The sequence below is a fragment of the Rhodococcus phenolicus genome (assembly GCF_001646785.1).
GTDB classification, from domain to species: Bacteria; Actinomycetota; Actinomycetes; order Mycobacteriales; family Mycobacteriaceae; genus Rhodococcus; species Rhodococcus phenolicus.
The window spans coordinates 70,960-86,221 of sequence record NZ_LRRH01000084.1; the positions used below are offsets into that span (position 1 = coordinate 70,960).

General features: G+C 69.2%; 17 protein-coding genes. 7 read left to right on the plus strand and 10 right to left on the minus strand.

Annotation, left to right across the window (positions count from 1 at the left end):
- The 7 genes from A8G15_RS21490 to A8G15_RS21520 form a co-directional block, all read right to left on the minus strand.
- Nucleotides 1-837: an alpha/beta hydrolase gene (locus tag A8G15_RS21490; RefSeq protein ID WP_068164246.1), complete on the minus strand. Its 837-nt coding sequence runs from the start codon at nt 835-837 to the stop codon at nt 1-3.
- Nucleotides 838-1,233: 396 nt separating this feature from the next.
- Nucleotides 1,234-2,001, minus strand: a complete 768-nt coding sequence (locus A8G15_RS21495) for an SDR family NAD(P)-dependent oxidoreductase (protein ID WP_068164248.1) — start codon at nt 1,999-2,001, stop codon at nt 1,234-1,236.
- Between the two features lie 81 nt (nt 2,002-2,082).
- Nucleotides 2,083-3,345 (minus strand): MFS transporter, encoded by a 1,263-nt coding sequence (locus A8G15_RS21500; RefSeq protein WP_068164318.1) that lies wholly within the window; start codon nt 3,343-3,345, stop codon nt 2,083-2,085.
- Nucleotides 3,342-3,806 (minus strand): MarR family winged helix-turn-helix transcriptional regulator, encoded by a 465-nt coding sequence (locus tag A8G15_RS21505; protein WP_245687940.1) that lies wholly within the window; start codon nt 3,804-3,806, stop codon nt 3,342-3,344. Before A8G15_RS21505 ends, A8G15_RS21500 begins: the two co-directional genes overlap by 4 nt.
- Before the next feature lie 98 nt (nt 3,807-3,904).
- On the minus strand, nt 3,905-4,600 hold the full coding sequence (locus A8G15_RS21510) for a TMEM165/GDT1 family protein (RefSeq protein WP_068164252.1): 696 nt from the start codon (nt 4,598-4,600) through the stop codon (nt 3,905-3,907).
- Between the two features lie 264 nt (nt 4,601-4,864).
- A complete protein-coding gene (locus tag A8G15_RS21515; RefSeq protein WP_068164254.1) occupies nt 4,865-5,392 on the minus strand; it encodes a peptidase in 528 nt (175 codons plus the stop codon).
- Nucleotides 5,393-5,582: 190 nt separating this feature from the next.
- Nucleotides 5,583-6,206, minus strand: a complete 624-nt coding sequence (locus tag A8G15_RS21520; RefSeq protein ID WP_068164327.1) for a superoxide dismutase — start codon at nt 6,204-6,206, stop codon at nt 5,583-5,585.
- 299 nt (nt 6,207-6,505) lie between these two features.
- On the opposite strand from A8G15_RS21520, the gene A8G15_RS21525 reads away from it, so the two are divergent.
- The 3 genes from A8G15_RS21525 to A8G15_RS21535 all read left to right on the plus strand — a co-directional run bounded on the left by A8G15_RS21525 (nt 6,506) and on the right by A8G15_RS21535 (nt 9,007).
- Nucleotides 6,506-7,594 (plus strand): acyltransferase family protein, encoded by a 1,089-nt coding sequence (locus tag A8G15_RS21525; RefSeq protein WP_082900070.1) that lies wholly within the window; start codon nt 6,506-6,508, stop codon nt 7,592-7,594.
- Nucleotides 7,595-7,604: 10 nt separating this feature from the next.
- Nucleotides 7,605-8,273: a peptide-methionine (S)-S-oxide reductase MsrA gene (gene msrA, locus A8G15_RS21530; protein WP_068164260.1), complete on the plus strand. Its 669-nt coding sequence runs from the start codon at nt 7,605-7,607 to the stop codon at nt 8,271-8,273.
- A 101-nt stretch (nt 8,274-8,374) separates the two neighbouring features.
- A complete protein-coding gene (locus A8G15_RS21535) occupies nt 8,375-9,007 on the plus strand; it encodes an Rv1733c family protein (protein WP_245687941.1) in 633 nt (210 codons plus the stop codon).
- Nucleotides 9,008-9,016: 9 nt separating this feature from the next.
- Here the strand turns inward: A8G15_RS21535 and A8G15_RS21540 are convergent, their stop codons facing one another.
- Complete coding sequence (locus A8G15_RS21540; protein WP_068164267.1) at nt 9,017-9,946, minus strand: LLM class F420-dependent oxidoreductase; 930 nt, start codon at nt 9,944-9,946, stop codon at nt 9,017-9,019.
- A gap of 335 nt (nt 9,947-10,281) precedes the next feature.
- Between A8G15_RS21540 and A8G15_RS21545 the strand changes: the two genes are divergently transcribed.
- Genes A8G15_RS21545 through A8G15_RS21560 form a run of 4 tightly spaced genes read left to right on the plus strand, consistent with a single transcriptional unit; the run spans nt 10,282 to nt 13,381 of the window.
- Nucleotides 10,282-10,623 (plus strand): rhodanese-like domain-containing protein, encoded by a 342-nt coding sequence (locus A8G15_RS21545; protein WP_068164270.1) that lies wholly within the window; start codon nt 10,282-10,284, stop codon nt 10,621-10,623.
- Nucleotides 10,623-11,681, plus strand: coding sequence for a DUF4328 domain-containing protein (locus A8G15_RS21550; protein WP_068164272.1), 1,059 nt, complete (start codon nt 10,623-10,625; stop codon nt 11,679-11,681). Before A8G15_RS21545 ends, A8G15_RS21550 begins: the two co-directional genes overlap by 1 nt.
- Nucleotides 11,678-12,451, plus strand: a complete 774-nt coding sequence (locus tag A8G15_RS21555; RefSeq protein WP_068164275.1) for a glycerophosphodiester phosphodiesterase family protein — start codon at nt 11,678-11,680, stop codon at nt 12,449-12,451. The genes A8G15_RS21550 and A8G15_RS21555 overlap by 4 nt, the downstream gene beginning before the upstream one ends.
- Nucleotides 12,452-12,460: 9 nt before the next feature.
- Nucleotides 12,461-13,381: a DUF5926 family protein gene (locus A8G15_RS21560; RefSeq protein WP_068164278.1), complete on the plus strand. Its 921-nt coding sequence runs from the start codon at nt 12,461-12,463 to the stop codon at nt 13,379-13,381.
- 122 nt (nt 13,382-13,503) lie between these two features.
- On the opposite strand, the gene A8G15_RS21565 is transcribed toward A8G15_RS21560, so the two are convergent.
- The gene (locus A8G15_RS21565) at nt 13,504-14,058 is read right to left on the minus strand and encodes a ferritin (protein ID WP_068164329.1); all 555 of its coding nucleotides are present in this window, start codon (nt 14,056-14,058) and stop codon (nt 13,504-13,506) included.
- 121 nt (nt 14,059-14,179) lie between these two features.
- Nucleotides 14,180-15,262, minus strand: a 1,083-nt coding sequence (locus A8G15_RS21570; RefSeq protein WP_245687942.1) for an LCP family protein, incomplete at its 5' end; no start/stop codon positions are given.

Consider the following 15,262-nt stretch of genomic DNA (forward strand, 5'->3'; position numbering starts at 1 on the left):
TCAGGACCGCACGGCCTCGGCGAGGCGGACCAGCGCATCGACCACCGGTTGCCCGAACATGGGTGGGTCGTTGTGCCCGGTACCCGGCAGGACGACCCGTTCGACGAGATGCGGCGCCGCGTCGGCGACCCGCTCGCTCTGCGCGGACGGGACGATCGTGTCGGCGGTGCCGTGGACGACGGTGACCGGCACCTCGAGACGGGCGACGGTCGCGGCGACCGGAAAGCGGTCCCGCACCAGCACCGTCGGGAGAAGCGGATAGTGGTGCCGCGCGACGGACGGCAGGTCGACGAACGGCGAGCGCAGCAGCAGGCCCGCCGGCGGATGCGCGGCGGCGAGTTCGGCGGCGACGCCGGTACCGAGGCTCTCCCCGAGATACAGCAGCCGCTCGGGCGGGACGGTCTCGCCGGTGAGGAGGAACTGCCGCGCGGCGCGCGCGTCGAGCGCGAGACCGGCCTCGGTGGGCCGGCCCGGATTGCCGCCGTAGCCGCGGTAGTCCATCAGCAGTGTCGCGAAGCCCGCGCCGGACAGGGCCGCGGCGAGAGGTGCCCGGTCGAGCCGGTTGCCGCCGTTCCCGGGCGCGAGCAGCACGGTGAAGCCGGCACCCGGTCCGGTGGGAACGGCGGCCGGGACGAACCAGGCACCGAGCTCGAGGCCGTCGGACGTGTGGAGCCGGACGTCCCGGGCACCGGGAAGGATGTCCGACGCCGGCGGTGGCGTGGACGTGTCCGGCAGGTAGATCAACCGTCGCTGGCCGGCCCACAACAGGACGCCCATCACCGCGACCACCGCGACGACGGCGACGAGCACCCGCACGGCTGCTGCTCCGGGGGGCATGTCACGAGTGTGCCTCGTCGTTCGATCGGATCAAAACCCCCTGCGGCGGCGTGTTCGGATGGCGATCGGGCGTGCTCGGTGCCTACATTGAAAGTCGAGACCACATCAGGGAAGGACGATCGATGCTTCGCAGAATCGGCACTCTCACTGCATTTTTCGCGACGGTAGCGGTGACCGCGGTCGGGGCGGCGAGTGTCTCCCGCGCAGGAAACGCTCCGGGACACAAGGTTTCGGGTAACCGGGTCAGTACCCGCTCGCGGGTGATGGACGAATTGTCCTTGCGGCAGCGTTCTTTCTCGCTGTATCCCGGCTCGTATCTGATGCCGAAGTAGCCGCGGCTCGTGCGTGGTTCCGGTAGCGGGGGCCACCGGAACCACGCACGGGCGGCGGAGCCGCCTAGCGCGGCGCCATGCGCAGCGCACCGTCCATGCGGATGGTCTCGCCGTTGAGGTAGTCGTGCTCGACGATCATCTGCACGAGCTGGGCGTACTCGGCCGGCTGGGCCAGCCGCGACGGGAACGGCACGCCCGCTTCGAGGCCCTTGCGGTACTCCTCGGTGACACCGGCGAGCATCGGGGTGTCGACGATGCCGGGGGCGATGGTGTTGACGCGGATGCCGAACTGCGCGAGATCGCGGGCCGCGGGGACGGTCATGCCGTGCACGCCGCCCTTGGAAGCGGAGTACGCGATCTGCCCGATCTGGCCCTCGAACGCCGCGACGGACGCGGTGTTGATCACGACGCCGCGCTGACCGGCGTCGTCGACCGGATCGGTCTTGGAGATGGCGTCCGCGGCCAGGCGCATCACGTTGAACGTGCCGAGCAGGTTCACGGTGATGACCGTGCGGAACAGTTCGAGGTCGTGCGGGCCGTTCTTCGACAGGATGCGACCGGCCCAGCCGACGCCGGCACAGTTGACGACGGTGCGCAGCGGCACACCCGACTCGACGATCGTGTCGACCGCGGCCTGCACCTCGTCGGCGCTGGTGACGTCCGTGGCGAGCAGCGTGACGCCCTCGGGCGCCTTGCCGCCGACCCGCTCGATGGACTGGGCGAGATCGAGACCGAAGACGGTCGCGCCGGCGTCGGTGAGGCGTTTCGCGGTGGCCGCGCCGAGCCCGGAGGCGGCTCCGGTGACCAGTGCTGCGGTTCCCTGAATTTCCACTGCCTTGCTCCTGTTCCGGCGGCCCGGTCGGCGCGCCTCGTCTGTGGTCGAACCCTAGCGCGGCGGCAGGCGCGCCGGGAGCTACGCGGGCGTCCCTGCGGCGGGCGCGGCGACCTCCTCGAGGGAGCGCCGGCGACCGCGCACCAGCAGTATCGCGCCGAGCCCGGCCGCGACGAGACATGCGACGGCACCGAGCAGCAGTCCGGCCCGTCCGCCGAACTCCTCGCACACCCACCCGGCGAACGGCCCGCCGATCGCGGTGGAACCGAGGAACGCCACCGACCACAGCGCCATGACACGCCCGCGCATCGTCGGGGCCGACGCGAGCTGCAGCGAGCTGTTCGTGGTCGCGGTGAACGATGCGCTCAGGCCGCCGACGAGAACCATCGCGGCGATCATGAACCCGAGGTTCGGAGCGGCCGCGGCGGCTGCCATGGCCACGCCGAAGGCGAGTGCGGTCACCACCAGCGGTTTGACCCCGGTGCGTCCCCACGTGGCGATCACGAGTCCGCCGACGACCGATCCGGCGCCCATCGCGGCGGTCAGGAATCCGTAGCCACCGGCTCCGGCGACGAGCACGTGTTCGGCGACGACCGGAAGGACGACCTGGAATTCGAAGGCCAGGCAGCCGACGAGCGCCATCATGAGCAGCGGCACCGCGAGGTCGGGGCTGCGCCGCACGTATGCCAGGCCCTCCCGCAGCTGGCCGCGCGCCCGGACGGCCGGTGGCGTCGGGTTCAGCAGCGTCACGTCGAGGCGCAGCAGCGAGGTCACGACCGCGACGAAGCTGGCCGCGTTGAGCAGGAAGCAGACGCCGATACCGCCGGCGGCGATGACCAGGCCGGCGACGGCCGGTCCGATCATGCGTGAGCACGAGGCCAGCACGGACTGCAGACTCACGGCATTGCGCAGATCTTCGGGGCCGACCATCTCGAGCATGAACGACTGGCGGGCGGGGTTCTCGAAACACTGGTTCAGTCCGAGCATCACGGCGAGCACCCACACGTGCCACAGCCGGACGGTGCCGGTGACGGTGAGCAGACCCAGGACCAGGGCCTGGATGCCCATCATCGACTGCAGGCCGATCATCAGTCTGCGTTTGTCCACCCGGTCCGCGACGACGCCGCCGTACGGGCCGATGAGCAGCATCGGCACGGTCTGCAACGCCAGCACCACGCCGATCGCGGTACCGGATCCGGTCAGTTCGAGGACGAGCCACGACTGCGCGACGGTCTGCATCCAGGTGCCGATCAGGGAAACGGCCTGGCCGGAGATGTAGCGGCGGAAATTCGCACCGCGGAGTGCGGCGAAGGTCTGTCCGCGCAGGTCGGTGAGGGCTGTCACGGGCGACACCCGGCGTCGGCCATGCTCTCGGCGAGGGCTTCGAGTGCGGGGAGCGCCCGGCGGATCGCGTCGCTGTGCTCGTCGGACAACGCCGCCAGATTCTCCGCGAAGAGCGCGGTCCGAACCTCCCGTAGATGCAGGAACCGTTCCCGGCCGGCGTCGGTGATGCGGGCCCGGACCACGCGTTTGTCGCCGGGGTCGGGGGAGCGGGTGAGCAGGCCGGCGTCCTCGAGCTTGCCGAGCATCCGCGACAGCATCGTCGGGTTGAGGCCCTCGATCTCGGCGACCTCGCGCACGCCGATCTCCTCGTGCCGCGCGACGGTGGACAGCAGGGAGAACTGGGTGCGGGTGAGACCGTCCTCGCCGGAAGAGCGGCGGTCGACGCGGCGGGCGATCTTGCCGAAGGTGACGCGCAGCCGCGCGATCTCGTCGTTCTCGAATCGTGTGCTGTCGGTACCCACGTCGCCTCCCGGTATTAATTGCCTATCGGCAAGCATACTCCTGGGTGCAAGCCGGAGCGGTCCGTTCCGGCGTACGGCCGGGACGGCGGGAGCGGTTTCTACTGCTCGACGGGCACGCGCGGCGCCTCGGCCGCGCGTCGACGGACCACGACCGCGCGGACGGCGGCGATCGCTGCGGCCAGCGCGATCGTCGCGCCACCGGCGACGAACCCGGCAGGCGTCTCGGGGGCCAGGCCCTCGCCGAGCATCCAGGCGCCGAAGGCGAAGAACAGCGCCGCCGCACCGAGCCGGATCGTGTTCTCCGGCAGGTGCTTACCGAGCAGTGCGCCGACGACGACCGCGAGCGCGTCGGCGGCGACCATGCCGATCGTCGATCCGATCCACACGCCGGCCCAGTTGTTGTCCGCGGCCAGGGTGATGGTGGCGAGCATGGTCTTGTCGCCGAGTTCGGCCAGGAAGAATGCGGAGGTCACGGCGAGGAACGCGGACCGGGTGACGCGCGCGGCCTTGTTCTGTTCGTCCTCGTCGAGCGAGTCGCCCCGCAGCGTCCACAGGCCGAAGAACACGAACGCGACACCGCCGATGATCGCGAGCGCCGTGGACGGGATCGCGACTCCGAGATAGTGGCCGACCGCGACCGAGACGAGGTGTACGGCGGTGGTCGCGGCGAGGATGCCGGAGAGGACCACCCACCAGCGGTAGCGCAGCGCGAACGTCATCGCCATGAGCTGGGATTTGTCGCCGAGTTCGGCGACGAAGATGACGGCGAAACTGAGTGCGATCGCGGCGAGCATCCGGTGTTTCCTCCTGTTCCGATGGAGGAAACGGGCTTCCTCCGGTCGCCGGCGCGAGGTGCGTCGACGGCCGAAGGTCTCGCCCACCGGAATCGATGGATCCGGTTCACCCGGCCGGGCCGGACCCCGAGGGGCACGTGCCAGTGTGTCGACCGAGCGATTGGGGGCTACTCCCCTTCGCTTCGGCAACGATAGCGCGATGAGCGCGAAATGGCAAAGGGCACACTAAGTTTGGTTACCCGAACTCGGAGATGTGGGTACGGTTCACGCAGCGAGCAGCATGGCCAGAATCGCGGTGTCGGGGTCGCTGTTCGGATCCACACCCACCCGGCTGACCAGCGCCGTCACCGTCCCGTCGGCTTCGGCCTCCACCCACGCGGCACGATGTTCGAGCCCCAGATGCGGAAGCCCCGGAAGCAGGACGCAGCCCGACGCGACGCCCGCGTTCTCGGGCAGCGACGGCGTCGTCTCCGACGGCGGGTGCAGCATGATCAGCGCCGGCGGCTGATGGGCCGCGAACCGCCCGGGCTCGACGGCCTCCGCGCCCAGCACCGGCCCCTCGGCAACCACGAGCCCGACCGTGCCCGGCTCCGGATCGTCGGGCAGTTCCTCCCGCACACCGAAGACCGTGGACGTGGGCAGCAGACCCGGCAGCGACGCGACGCGCACCGTCATCGCCAGCAACTGGGTCCACTCGCGGGTGGTGTCGGGCCAGCGTCCCGAGACCACGAAACCGCGCAGCATCCCCGCGGACTGGAAGGCGGCGAGTTCGATTCGTCCGTGTCCGTTCATCCCGCAACCTCCCCTGTCGAAGTTCGCCGGCGCGCAGCACCGGCCGGTACACCTCGTCGGGTATATGAGAAGAATGACCGGTTCCCCGGCTGGCACACAAGAGGGCTCGAGTGCCAGGCGCACGGGAGCCGGACGCGAGAGAGGGACGCCGGAAATCCGGCGTCCCTCTCGGCGCAGCGTGTGCGGGTGACTAGACGATCAGACCGGCGGTCTGGGTGCGGGCGCGCTCGAAGCGAGCCTGGACGTCCGCCCAGTTCACGATGTTCCAGAAGGCCTTGACGTAGTCGGCCTTGACGTTCTGGTACTGCAGGTAGAAGGCGTGCTCCCACATGTCGAGCATGAGCAGCGGAACCAGGCCGATGGAGATGTTGCCCTGCTGATCGTAGAGCTGGACGATCTGGAGCCGCTGACCGATGGAATCCCACGCCAGGATGGACCAGCCGGAGCCCTGGATGGAGTTCGCGTTGGCCGAGAAGTGATCGCGGAACTTGTCGAACGAGCCGAAGGCGTCGTCGATGGCAGCGGCGAGCTCACCCTCGGGCTTGTCGCCACCCTCGGGCGAGAGGTTCTGCCAGAACACCGAGTGGTTCGTGTGGCCACCGAGATGGAACGCGAGGTCCTTCTCCAGCTTGGTGGCCTGCGCGGCCATCGTGCCGTTGTCGCGGGCCTCGGCCAGCTTCTCGAGGGCCGTGTTGGCGCCGGCGACGTAGGTGGCGTGGTGCTTGCTGTGGTGCAGCTCCATGATCTTGGCAGAGATGTGCGGTTCGAGGGCCGCGTAGTCGTAGGGCAGTTCCGGAAGCGTGTACTCAGCCACGAAGGGTCCCTTCATCTGCGGGCCTGTTGGGCCCGTTCATGTTTTCGGTACTTCTGGGTTTCCACCCAAACTCATAAGTACACCCTGCGCAACACGCGACTGCAGCCGGTTACGGCATATCCGGCGTACCGCCGTCGAGGGCCGTTGGACGGTCCGGCCGGCGACGAAGGTCTCCACCTGCGCAAACGCCGACGAATTCGGCGGGAAGGTAAACCGGACATTAACATTGCCGGGTGTTTCGGCCACTCTCGAGCGATCCGGCACGCGGAGGCGAAGCACCGCGGGTCGAATTCCCGGGCGTGAATCTGCTGAAGACACTCGCCGTTCTGGCGGTCGTCTATTCGCACATCTCGTTCTATCTGATCGACGATCTCGGCACCGGCTGGTGGGCGATCGACCTCGTCTACGACGTGTTCGTCGACGGCGCGAAACTCAACCAGCACCTGTCGTTCCTCGGCGTCGCCGCGTTCATGATGCTGACCGGGATGCTCATCACCCGATCCGCGATCCGGCAGGACGCGAGGCCGTTCCTCATCGCCAGGGGTGCCCGGCTGCTCCCCGCGTTCTGGGTCGCGATCCTGTCGGCGATCGTGCTCGTGCGGTTCGGCATCAACGGCATGTTCAGCGGCCAGACCGGCATCTCCAACGTCGAGGCGGGTCTCAGTTTCGTACTCGGCGGATTCTTCCTGAAGCCCGAGGTCGCGGTGCTCGGCGTGACGTGGACGCTCGCGGTCCAGTTCACGTTCTATCTGTACTGCGTGCTCGCGCGACCGCTGCTGAGGGCCGCGCCCATGGCGATGCCCACCCTGGGTGCCGCGGTGTGCATGCTCGTCATCTTCTACAACCTGTACGTCCCGCAGCCGTACGCCGTGCCGTTCCTGTCGAAGATCGCCGCGACCCTGCCGTGTGTCTTCCTCGGCCAGATCATCTATCTGGGCTGGGCGCGGCTGACCGGCCCCCGCGGCCTCATCCTCGCGATGCTCGCGCAGGTGATGGTCGTGTGGGTCGCCACCGACTACCAGGTGTACTGGGCCGGAACCCGTTACCTGTGGACGATCGTCGTGGTCACCGCGACCGTCGTGCTGCTCGCCCGCTACGACGGCCGCCTCGCCCGCTCACGGATCGTGTACTGGACCGCGACCCGCAGTTTCGCGATCTACCTCGTGCACACCCTGGTGCTCTACCGGGTGTACGAGAACACCGTCGGGCATCTCGGACGCACCGGCGCCGTGCTCGCGTTCGTGGTGGTGTGCGCGCTCGTGTCCGAGATGCTCCATCGCTTCGTCGAGGTGCCCGCCGGACGCTGGATCACCGACCGGTGGGTGCGCCGCACCCCGTCGACCGGCACCGTTGACGCGACACGGACCGGGAGCGAAGTGCGCGCGTAGCATCGGGACCATGTCCTGGTTCGACGAGATCCTGTCCCACACGAGCACGAAATCCGTGATGGTCACCCGCGAGCAGGCACTGCCCGGACGACCCGATCCCATCCCCGTTCCCGACGCCCACTACGTCAACGGACATCCCCTCACCCCGCCGTTCCCGGACGGTCTGCAGACCGCCGTCGTCGGCATGGGCTGCTTCTGGGGTGCCGAGAAGGAATTCTGGGAACTCGACGGTGTGTACTCGACCGCCGCCGGTTACGCCGGTGGCTACACCCCGAACCCCACGTACGAAGAGGTCTGCTCGGGACGTACCGGGCACACCGAGGTCGTGCTCGTCGTGTTCGACCCCGAGGTGATCGGGTATGCGCAGATCCTGCAGCAGTTCTGGGAGAACCACGACCCGACGCAGGGCATGCGGCAGGGCAACGACCAGGGGACCCAGTACCGGTCGGCGATCTATACGTTCGACGAATCGCAGATCGAGATCGCCGAGGCCACCGCGGAAGCGTTCGGCAAGCGCCTGGCGACCGCCGGATACGGCGCCGTCACCACCGAGATCGCGCCGCTGACGCAGTTCTACTACGCCGAGGACTACCACCAGCAGTACCTCGCGAAGAATCCGAACGGCTACTGCCCGGTGCACGCGACCGGAGTCAGCTGCCCGGTCGGTCTCGGCCTGTAGAAACCGCAGCCGAAACCGGTCGAATACCGGTCGCGCGGGCCGTCGGCGGTGTGATATAAGCCCGTCCCCTTGATCTTGGCGGATCCGAGGATCACCCTGGAATGAGCATCACTCGTGGGGGAAGGACCGGATCCGACATGGTGAACAGCACGGCGGCGTATCTGAGAACGGCCCGCCGGTCTTCGCGACGCCGCAATCCGCTCGTGCGCCGCACCGACCGGATCGAAGCACGGCTGACGTCCGTGCTCGTCTTCCTCGTGGTCGCGATGATCCCCGTCGCCGTCTGGACCGGGGCCCTGACCTGGGACACCCAGCTGGCGTTGTCGGCGCAGCAGACCGCCGAACGGTCCCTGGTGACGGCCACGACCGAGGGCACCCCGGAAGCTCCCGCCGCGTCCTACGGCGACTCCACGATCGCCGGCCCCGCCACGGTCCCGGCGTCGTGGACGTGGGGCCACGAGACACGGCACGGCAACATCCAGGTCGAGGCCACCACCGCCAGCGGCAGCCGGGTCGCGGTCTGGGTCGACGCGGACGGCCACCAGACGTTGCCGCCGATGAGCCCGACGAGCGCGAAGGTGTCGTCGGTTCTGGTCGGCGTGTCCGGATGGATCGGGGCGGTCCTCGTCGCGGGTGCCGTCTTCGCCGTCGCCCGGTGGCGGCTGGATCTCGCCCGTGCCCGCCGGTGGAGCCGGGACATCGAAATCTTCCTCGGCTCCACCAGCAGTCACTGACCCGCCGGATCAGCGCACCGCGGGGAGCACTTCCTGGGCGACCAGTTCGAGATGGTCCAGATCCGCGAGATCGAGGATCTGCAGGTAGATCCGCTGCGTTCCGATCTCGGCGTAACGCCGGATCTTCTCGACGACCTCCTCCGGCGTCCCGGCCAATCCGTTCTCGCGCAGCTCGCCGACCTCCCGTCCGATGCGCGCGGCGCGGCGGGTGATCTCGGCCTCGTCGCGGCCGCAGCACAGCACCAGCGCGTTCGACCACACCAGCTCCGCGGGGTCGCGGTTCACGGCACGGCATGCGTCCTGGACCCGCGCGAACAGCCGCGCGGATTCCTCGGCCGACTCGAACGGAACGTTGAATTCGTCGGCGAAGCGCGCCGCGAGCGCAGGGGTGCGCCGCTTCCCCTTGCCGCCGATCACGATCGGCGGGCCCGGCCGCTGGGCGGGCTTCGCCAGTGCGGGCGAATCGAGGATCCGGTGGTGCGCTCCCTCGTACGAGAACGTCTTGCCCACCGGGGTCTCCCACAGGCCGGTGATCACGGCGAGGGATTCCTCGAGCTTGTCGAAACGCTCCTGCAGCGGCGGGAACGGGATGCCGTAGGCGAGGTGCTCCTCCTCGTACCAGCCGGCGCCGAGCCCGAAGTCGACACGGCCGCCGCTCATCGCGTCGACCTGTGCGACGGTGATCGCGAGCGGGCCCGGATGCCGGAACGTCGCGGACGTGACGAGGGTTCCGAGGCGGATCGTCGAGGTCTCCCGGGCCAGGCCGGCCAGGGTGATCCAGGCGTCGGTGGGGCCGGGCAGGCCCTTGCTGTTCATCGCGAGATAGTGGTCGGATCGGAAGAACGCCCCGTAGCCGAGCCGTTCCGCCGCCTGTGCGACAGCGAGGAGATCGGCGTAGGTGGCGCCCTGCTGGGGTTCGGTGAAGATCCGTAGTTCCATACCCACGATCCTTTCAGTTCGGTGTGACTGCGCGCGCGGCGGCGAGGACCGCCGTTCGGTGGTACGGGAGGTGCCGGTGCGGCGCACGATGTTTCGGACGGCTCGCGTGGCCCGGGAGTGAAATGTTCCCTCCGCGTACGAGGTACGCCCTGTGAATTCTCCCGAGAACTGGGGATGAACCTGTGGAAACTGTGGATAACTCCGTCGCCGTGGAGATTTCGGCGGTCGCTTCTTGCCGTGAATGTGGCCGTCCCGTGACAACCGCGTGACGTGACCGTGGCCAGCGGCCGTGCCGACGGCTGCGTCGCCGCAGGGCGCGTGCCACTATTGACGATGTGAGCTTCTCCGATGTTCCCACCGTGTCGGTCGACGACGTCCCGGAGACCGGCGATGGTGTGGTTCTCCTGGACGTGCGCGAAGTCGACGAGTGGAACCTCGGTCATGCACCGGGCGCACTGCACATCCCGATCGGGGAGGTGCCCGCCCGCATCGAGGACATCGACATCGACGCCGAGGTCTACGTCATCTGCCGCCAGGGCGGGCGTTCCCTCGGTGTCGTCGAGTACCTCAACAACATCGGCTTCGAGGCGTTCCAGGTCACCGGCGGCATGGTGGCCTGGCAGCACAACGGCCGGCCCTTGACCTCCGACGGCGACACTCCGGCGAAGATCTATTGATGCCCGCTTACCAGATCTGCGTTCGCTGCGAACACCGCTGGCCGGTCATGGGACAGCCACGTCAGTGGTGCCCGGGGTGCCGTGGGCTGCTGCTCTCACCCGTCGACCCGCAGCGTCCGGTGCCGCCGGCGCGCCGCAACTTCCGCTGGGTCGCCTCCCCGTCCGCGGGTGCCGGGGTGTCCCGGCCCGGCAAGGCCGCCCCGCTCGGCCCGACGCCCCGGTACGACGCGATGCCCCGGTGGGGTCTGCGCGACCGCCGTCCGATCACGCACCTCGACGAGCCGACCCGCGCGGAGAGACTCGCCGAACTCGCGCCAACCCTTCTCACCGCGACCGCCGTACTGTTCGCGCTCGCCGCCCTCGCCGAGGTGGTCCGGTACGGGTTGCTGCTGTTCAACCGCACCCGCTTGGTGGATCCGATCGCGCTGGCGGTGTCCGACGCCGCAGTCGGCTCGACCCAGGTGCTCGCGCCGCTCGTCGCGCTGGGTGCGGTCGTCGCCGCGGCGATGCGGCTGATCCGGGTACGTGAGCGGGTGTACGCGGCACGCGGGACCTCGGATCCGCGTCCACCCGCGCTGATCGTGCTCGGATGCGCGATACCGCTGGTCAACCTCGCGCTGCCGGGGGTGTTCCTCACCGAGATCGCCGATTCCGGCCCGCGGCTGCGCCGCGCGATCCGCACGTGGTGGGTGCTGTGGGTGGTCAGTGGTGTGCTGGTCGTCGTCACCCTGCTGTGGCGGCAACGGGATACCCTGCAAGCTCGCGCCGACGGGGTGGTCCTGGCCGCGGTGACCGCCGCGGTCGCCGCGGTCGTGGCCGTCGCGGCGCTGCACGTGCTCCGGCTGTTCGACGGCACGGACCTGCGCGGGCGTCCGCTGACGTACCGGCAGCTGACCGTCGCCACCGGCCCGGCGCACGCGCCGATCGCCCCGATCACACCCGCTGCCCGGCATGCCGCCCCCGACGAACCGGCCGAGATCGCCGAACCGGCCGAGATCGCCGGGTCGGCCGGGAAGCCCGTGGAGCAATCGGCACCCGCAGAGGCGGCGGCATCGTGACCGAACCCGAAGCGCCCCGCGTCGTCGCGCACCGCGGCGCCTCCGCCGCGAAGGCCGAACACACCCTCGCCGCGTACGAGCTGGCGTTGCAGGAAGGCGCCGACGGACTCGAATGCGACGTGCGGCTCACCCGGGACGGACACCTCGTGTGCGTCCACGACCGCACCATCGACCGCACGTCCTCGGGCAGCGGCGTGGTCAGCGAGATGACGCTCGACGAACTCTCGGCCTTCGACTACGGCAAGCCCGGCGAGTCCGCGTCGCTGCTGACCCTGCGGCAACTGCTGGAACTCGTGCTGGACTGGACGAGCGTGCCGGTCAAGCTGTTCGTCGAAACGAAGCATCCGGTGCGCTACGGCGCGCTCGTCGAAGCGAAACTGCTGGCGGAACTCGCCCGCTTCGGGCTCGCCACCCCCGCGTCGGCGGATTTCTCCCGGGTCGTGGTGATGTCGTTCGCGGCGAGCGCGGTGTGGCGGGTCCGCAGGTCCGCGCCGCTGCTGCCGACCGTGCTGCTCGGCGACACCTCGCACTATCTGGGCGGCAGCGCCGCGACCACCGTCGGGGCCACCGCGATCGGACCGTCGATCGCGACGCTGCGCGAGCACCGCGACCTGGTGGACCGTGCCGCGGCGGCGGGCCGCGCGACCTACTGCTGGACGGTCGACGAACCGGCGGATGTGGAACTGTGCCGTGCGCTCGGCGTCGGCTGGGTCGCCACGAATCATCCGGGCCGTACCAAGCAACTACTGGCGGTACAGGACGGCGTGTAGGTTGGCGCGGTGGCCAAGAAGAGCAAGAGAAACAGTGGACCGAAGCCCGGTAGCAACCGCGCCGCCAAGCTCGAGCAGCGGCGTGCCGAACGGGAAGCGGCATCGTCTTCGGTGACCCGTCCCTTCGAGGGTCTGGCCGCCGAATGTGACCTCGTCGCGCTGCGCGAGTTCGTGCCGTCGGCGCTCGTCGAACTGCCCCTGGCGAACCCGGTCGAAGGCCGCAGCCTCACTCTCGCGACGGTGCTGCCCGGTGCGGTCGCCGCGCTGGTCCGCAACGAGGGCGACGACGTCGCCGCCTACGTCGGCCTGCAGCTGGCCGCCCCCGGATCGGATCCGGCAGCGGATCTCGGTGCCGCGATCGAATGGGCCCGTACCGCCGAGCCGGGCACGTCGCTGCAGTCGGCCGGTGCCGACGCCGAGTCTCCGCGCCTGCAGGATCTCGTCGTCGCCGACGCGGTCCCGTCGATCACCGTCCACCAGGACTTCGACTGGTGGATCCCCGAGGGCGTCGAGGTCGCGGCGGACGTCGCCCACACCGTTTCGCACGCCAACAAGGCGATCATGCCGTCGGCGCGGCTGTCCGGTGACGGGCTCGTCGGTGCCTGGTGGGTCGACGCGGGCGAGAAGGCGCACCTGCGGTGGGTGCGGCCCGAGGACGAGGATGCACTGATGGTTGCGCTCTCGCGCGTGCACGCCGCCGGTGGACTCCACCTGGGTGAGGGCTCGCGGTTCGCGGGCTCGTTCCGCACGCACGGCCTGCTGGTACCGGTCTTCGACCTGGATCCGGAGAAGCACCCCGACGAGTGGATCGCGGCGACCGTCGAGTTCGGTGCCCGCCTCGACGAGGCGCTGGCCGACGACGCGCCGCTCACCGCGGCCGAGCGTCGTTCGCGTGACGGGCTGCGTGGCCGCCAGGTCACCCTGCGCTGACCCTGTTTCCGCGCCGGAACACCGCTTCGACACGGCACCGCCCGGCAGGCCTGCATCGGTCTGCCGGGCGGTGCCGGCGTTTCGGAGCGAAGTCGGGGTGAAGCCGAGCTCGGCGGCGAAACTCAGACGGTGCCGCCGGCCGCGGCCGGCGCGTTCACCGACGGGGCCGCGACCTTGCTGTTGATCTCGCGCGCCACGAAGTCCTCGATGTGGAACAGGCTGTCGCCGGCGCGGTCGGCGATCGTGAGCAGTGTGTTCATGGTCGCGACCTCCTCGACCTGCTCCTTGAGGAACCACTGCATGAACTGCTCGCCGAGGTAGTCGCCGTCGTCGCGTGCGGTGCGGGCGAGCTCGATGATCTGCTCGGTGACCTTCTGTTCCTGCGTCAGGGCGAGGGCGATGGCCTCGCGTGCGCTGTCGAACATCGACTGCACGGCGTCGACGCCGGTCAGGTCGACTGCCATGTCGCGGTCCAGGAAGTACTGGACGATCATCATCGCGTGGTTGCGCTCTTCGACGGATTGCGCATAGAAGAGCTTGGCGAGTTGCGGCAGATCGGTGTTGTCGAAGAACACTGCGATGGCGATGTACTGATGCGACGCAGTGAATTCGTTGCGGATCTGATCGTGCAGCAACGAATGGAACTTGCTCTTGTTCATCGCACCCATGGTCGTCATGGCGACCACGTTAGTGCAGGTCAGAGGCTCGCGCATCCAAAGGGAGGCTACGCTCATCAAGATCAGTGTTGCCTTGACTGAATTGAGTGAGCCAAGCCTGAGTTAATGTCGAACCCATTTGTCAAGGGGTCGGCGTGAGCAATTCTGGAGGTATTTCCCGGTCCTCCGCAAGGGATTCGAAGAACGGAATCGCGCGTTCGCGGTCCCACAGCAGGACGTTGCCGGAGCCCGAGACATCCTCGAAACCACCGACCGGCACCGTCGCGGTCACAGTCTCGCCGCGCATCGCCCACGCCAGCCGTGCCAGGTTCCACAGATGGGTGCCGTCGTCGACCTCGAGCGTCGCGGTCGCTCCGGACGCGAGCGACCACAACCGGAACGGGTTGAGCATCGTGCCGAGACCGGTCGCCTTGCCCAGCAGCGCCGACATGAACAGCCGCTGATTGTTCATACGATCCAGATCGGCGAGAGGGGTCGCTCGGGTCCGGACGAACCCGAGCGCTTCCGGCCCGGTCAGTTCCTGGCAGCCGGCCTGCAGGTTGATTCCGGCCAGCGGGTCGTCGATCGGATAGGGCACGCAGATGTCGACGCCGCCGAGCGCGTCGACGATGGACGCGAACCCGCCGAAGCCGATCTCGACGTAGTGGTCGATGTGCACGCCCGTCGCACCCTCGACGGTCTGCGCGAGCAGCGTCGGGCCACCGACCGCGAACGATGCGTTCAGTTTGTCCTGGCCGTAGCCGGGGATCGACACGTACGAATCGCGGGGCAGGCTCACCATCGTGGTGGCGCCGCCACCGCTCGGCACGTGGATCAGGATGACCGTGTCGGTGCGTTCGGGCCCGACCTCACCGCCGGTGGCCAGTTCCTGTTCCTGCTCCGAGGTCAATCCGGTGCGGCTGTCCGATCCGACCAGCAGCCAATTGGTGCCGGGCGTGTCCGCCACACGGTCCGGGTAGTCGGCGAGCACGTCGATGCGGGTGAGCTTGCCGTCGAGGTGGACCACCCCGACGACCGTCAGCACGAGCAGCGCGACCACCGCGACCGCGACGCGTCGCGTCCACCGGCGGAAACCGCCGGGCCGCCGTCCGCGCGGGGCCGGTTCGGGACCGGGCCGGGGCCGACGCGGCGGGGCGCCGGGCGGCGGACCGGCCCCGCGAGCCGACGCGCGACGTGACGCCGGGCGTCGTTCGGCGTCACGTCG

Excerpts from the sequence above, each read along its gene's own strand:
- A8G15_RS21490 (WP_068164246.1), bottom strand. The coding sequence starts at position 837 with ATGCCCCCCGGAGCAGCAGCCGTGCGGGTGCTCGTCGCCGTCGTCGCG.
- A8G15_RS21510 (WP_068164252.1), bottom strand. The coding sequence starts at position 4,600 with ATGCTCGCCGCGATCGCACTCAGTTTCGCCGTCATCTTCGTCGCCGAA.
- A8G15_RS21515 (WP_068164254.1), bottom strand. The coding sequence starts at position 5,392 with ATGAACGGACACGGACGAATCGAACTCGCCGCCTTCCAGTCCGCGGGG.
- msrA (WP_068164260.1), top strand. The coding sequence starts at position 7,605 with ATGTCCTGGTTCGACGAGATCCTGTCCCACACGAGCACGAAATCCGTG.
- A8G15_RS21535 (WP_245687941.1), top strand. The coding sequence starts at position 8,375 with ATGAGCATCACTCGTGGGGGAAGGACCGGATCCGACATGGTGAACAGC.
- A8G15_RS21540 (WP_068164267.1), bottom strand. The coding sequence starts at position 9,946 with ATGGAACTACGGATCTTCACCGAACCCCAGCAGGGCGCCACCTACGCC.
- A8G15_RS21550 (WP_068164272.1), top strand. The coding sequence starts at position 10,623 with ATGCCCGCTTACCAGATCTGCGTTCGCTGCGAACACCGCTGGCCGGTC.
- A8G15_RS21565 (WP_068164329.1), bottom strand. The coding sequence starts at position 14,058 with ATGACGACCATGGGTGCGATGAACAAGAGCAAGTTCCATTCGTTGCTG.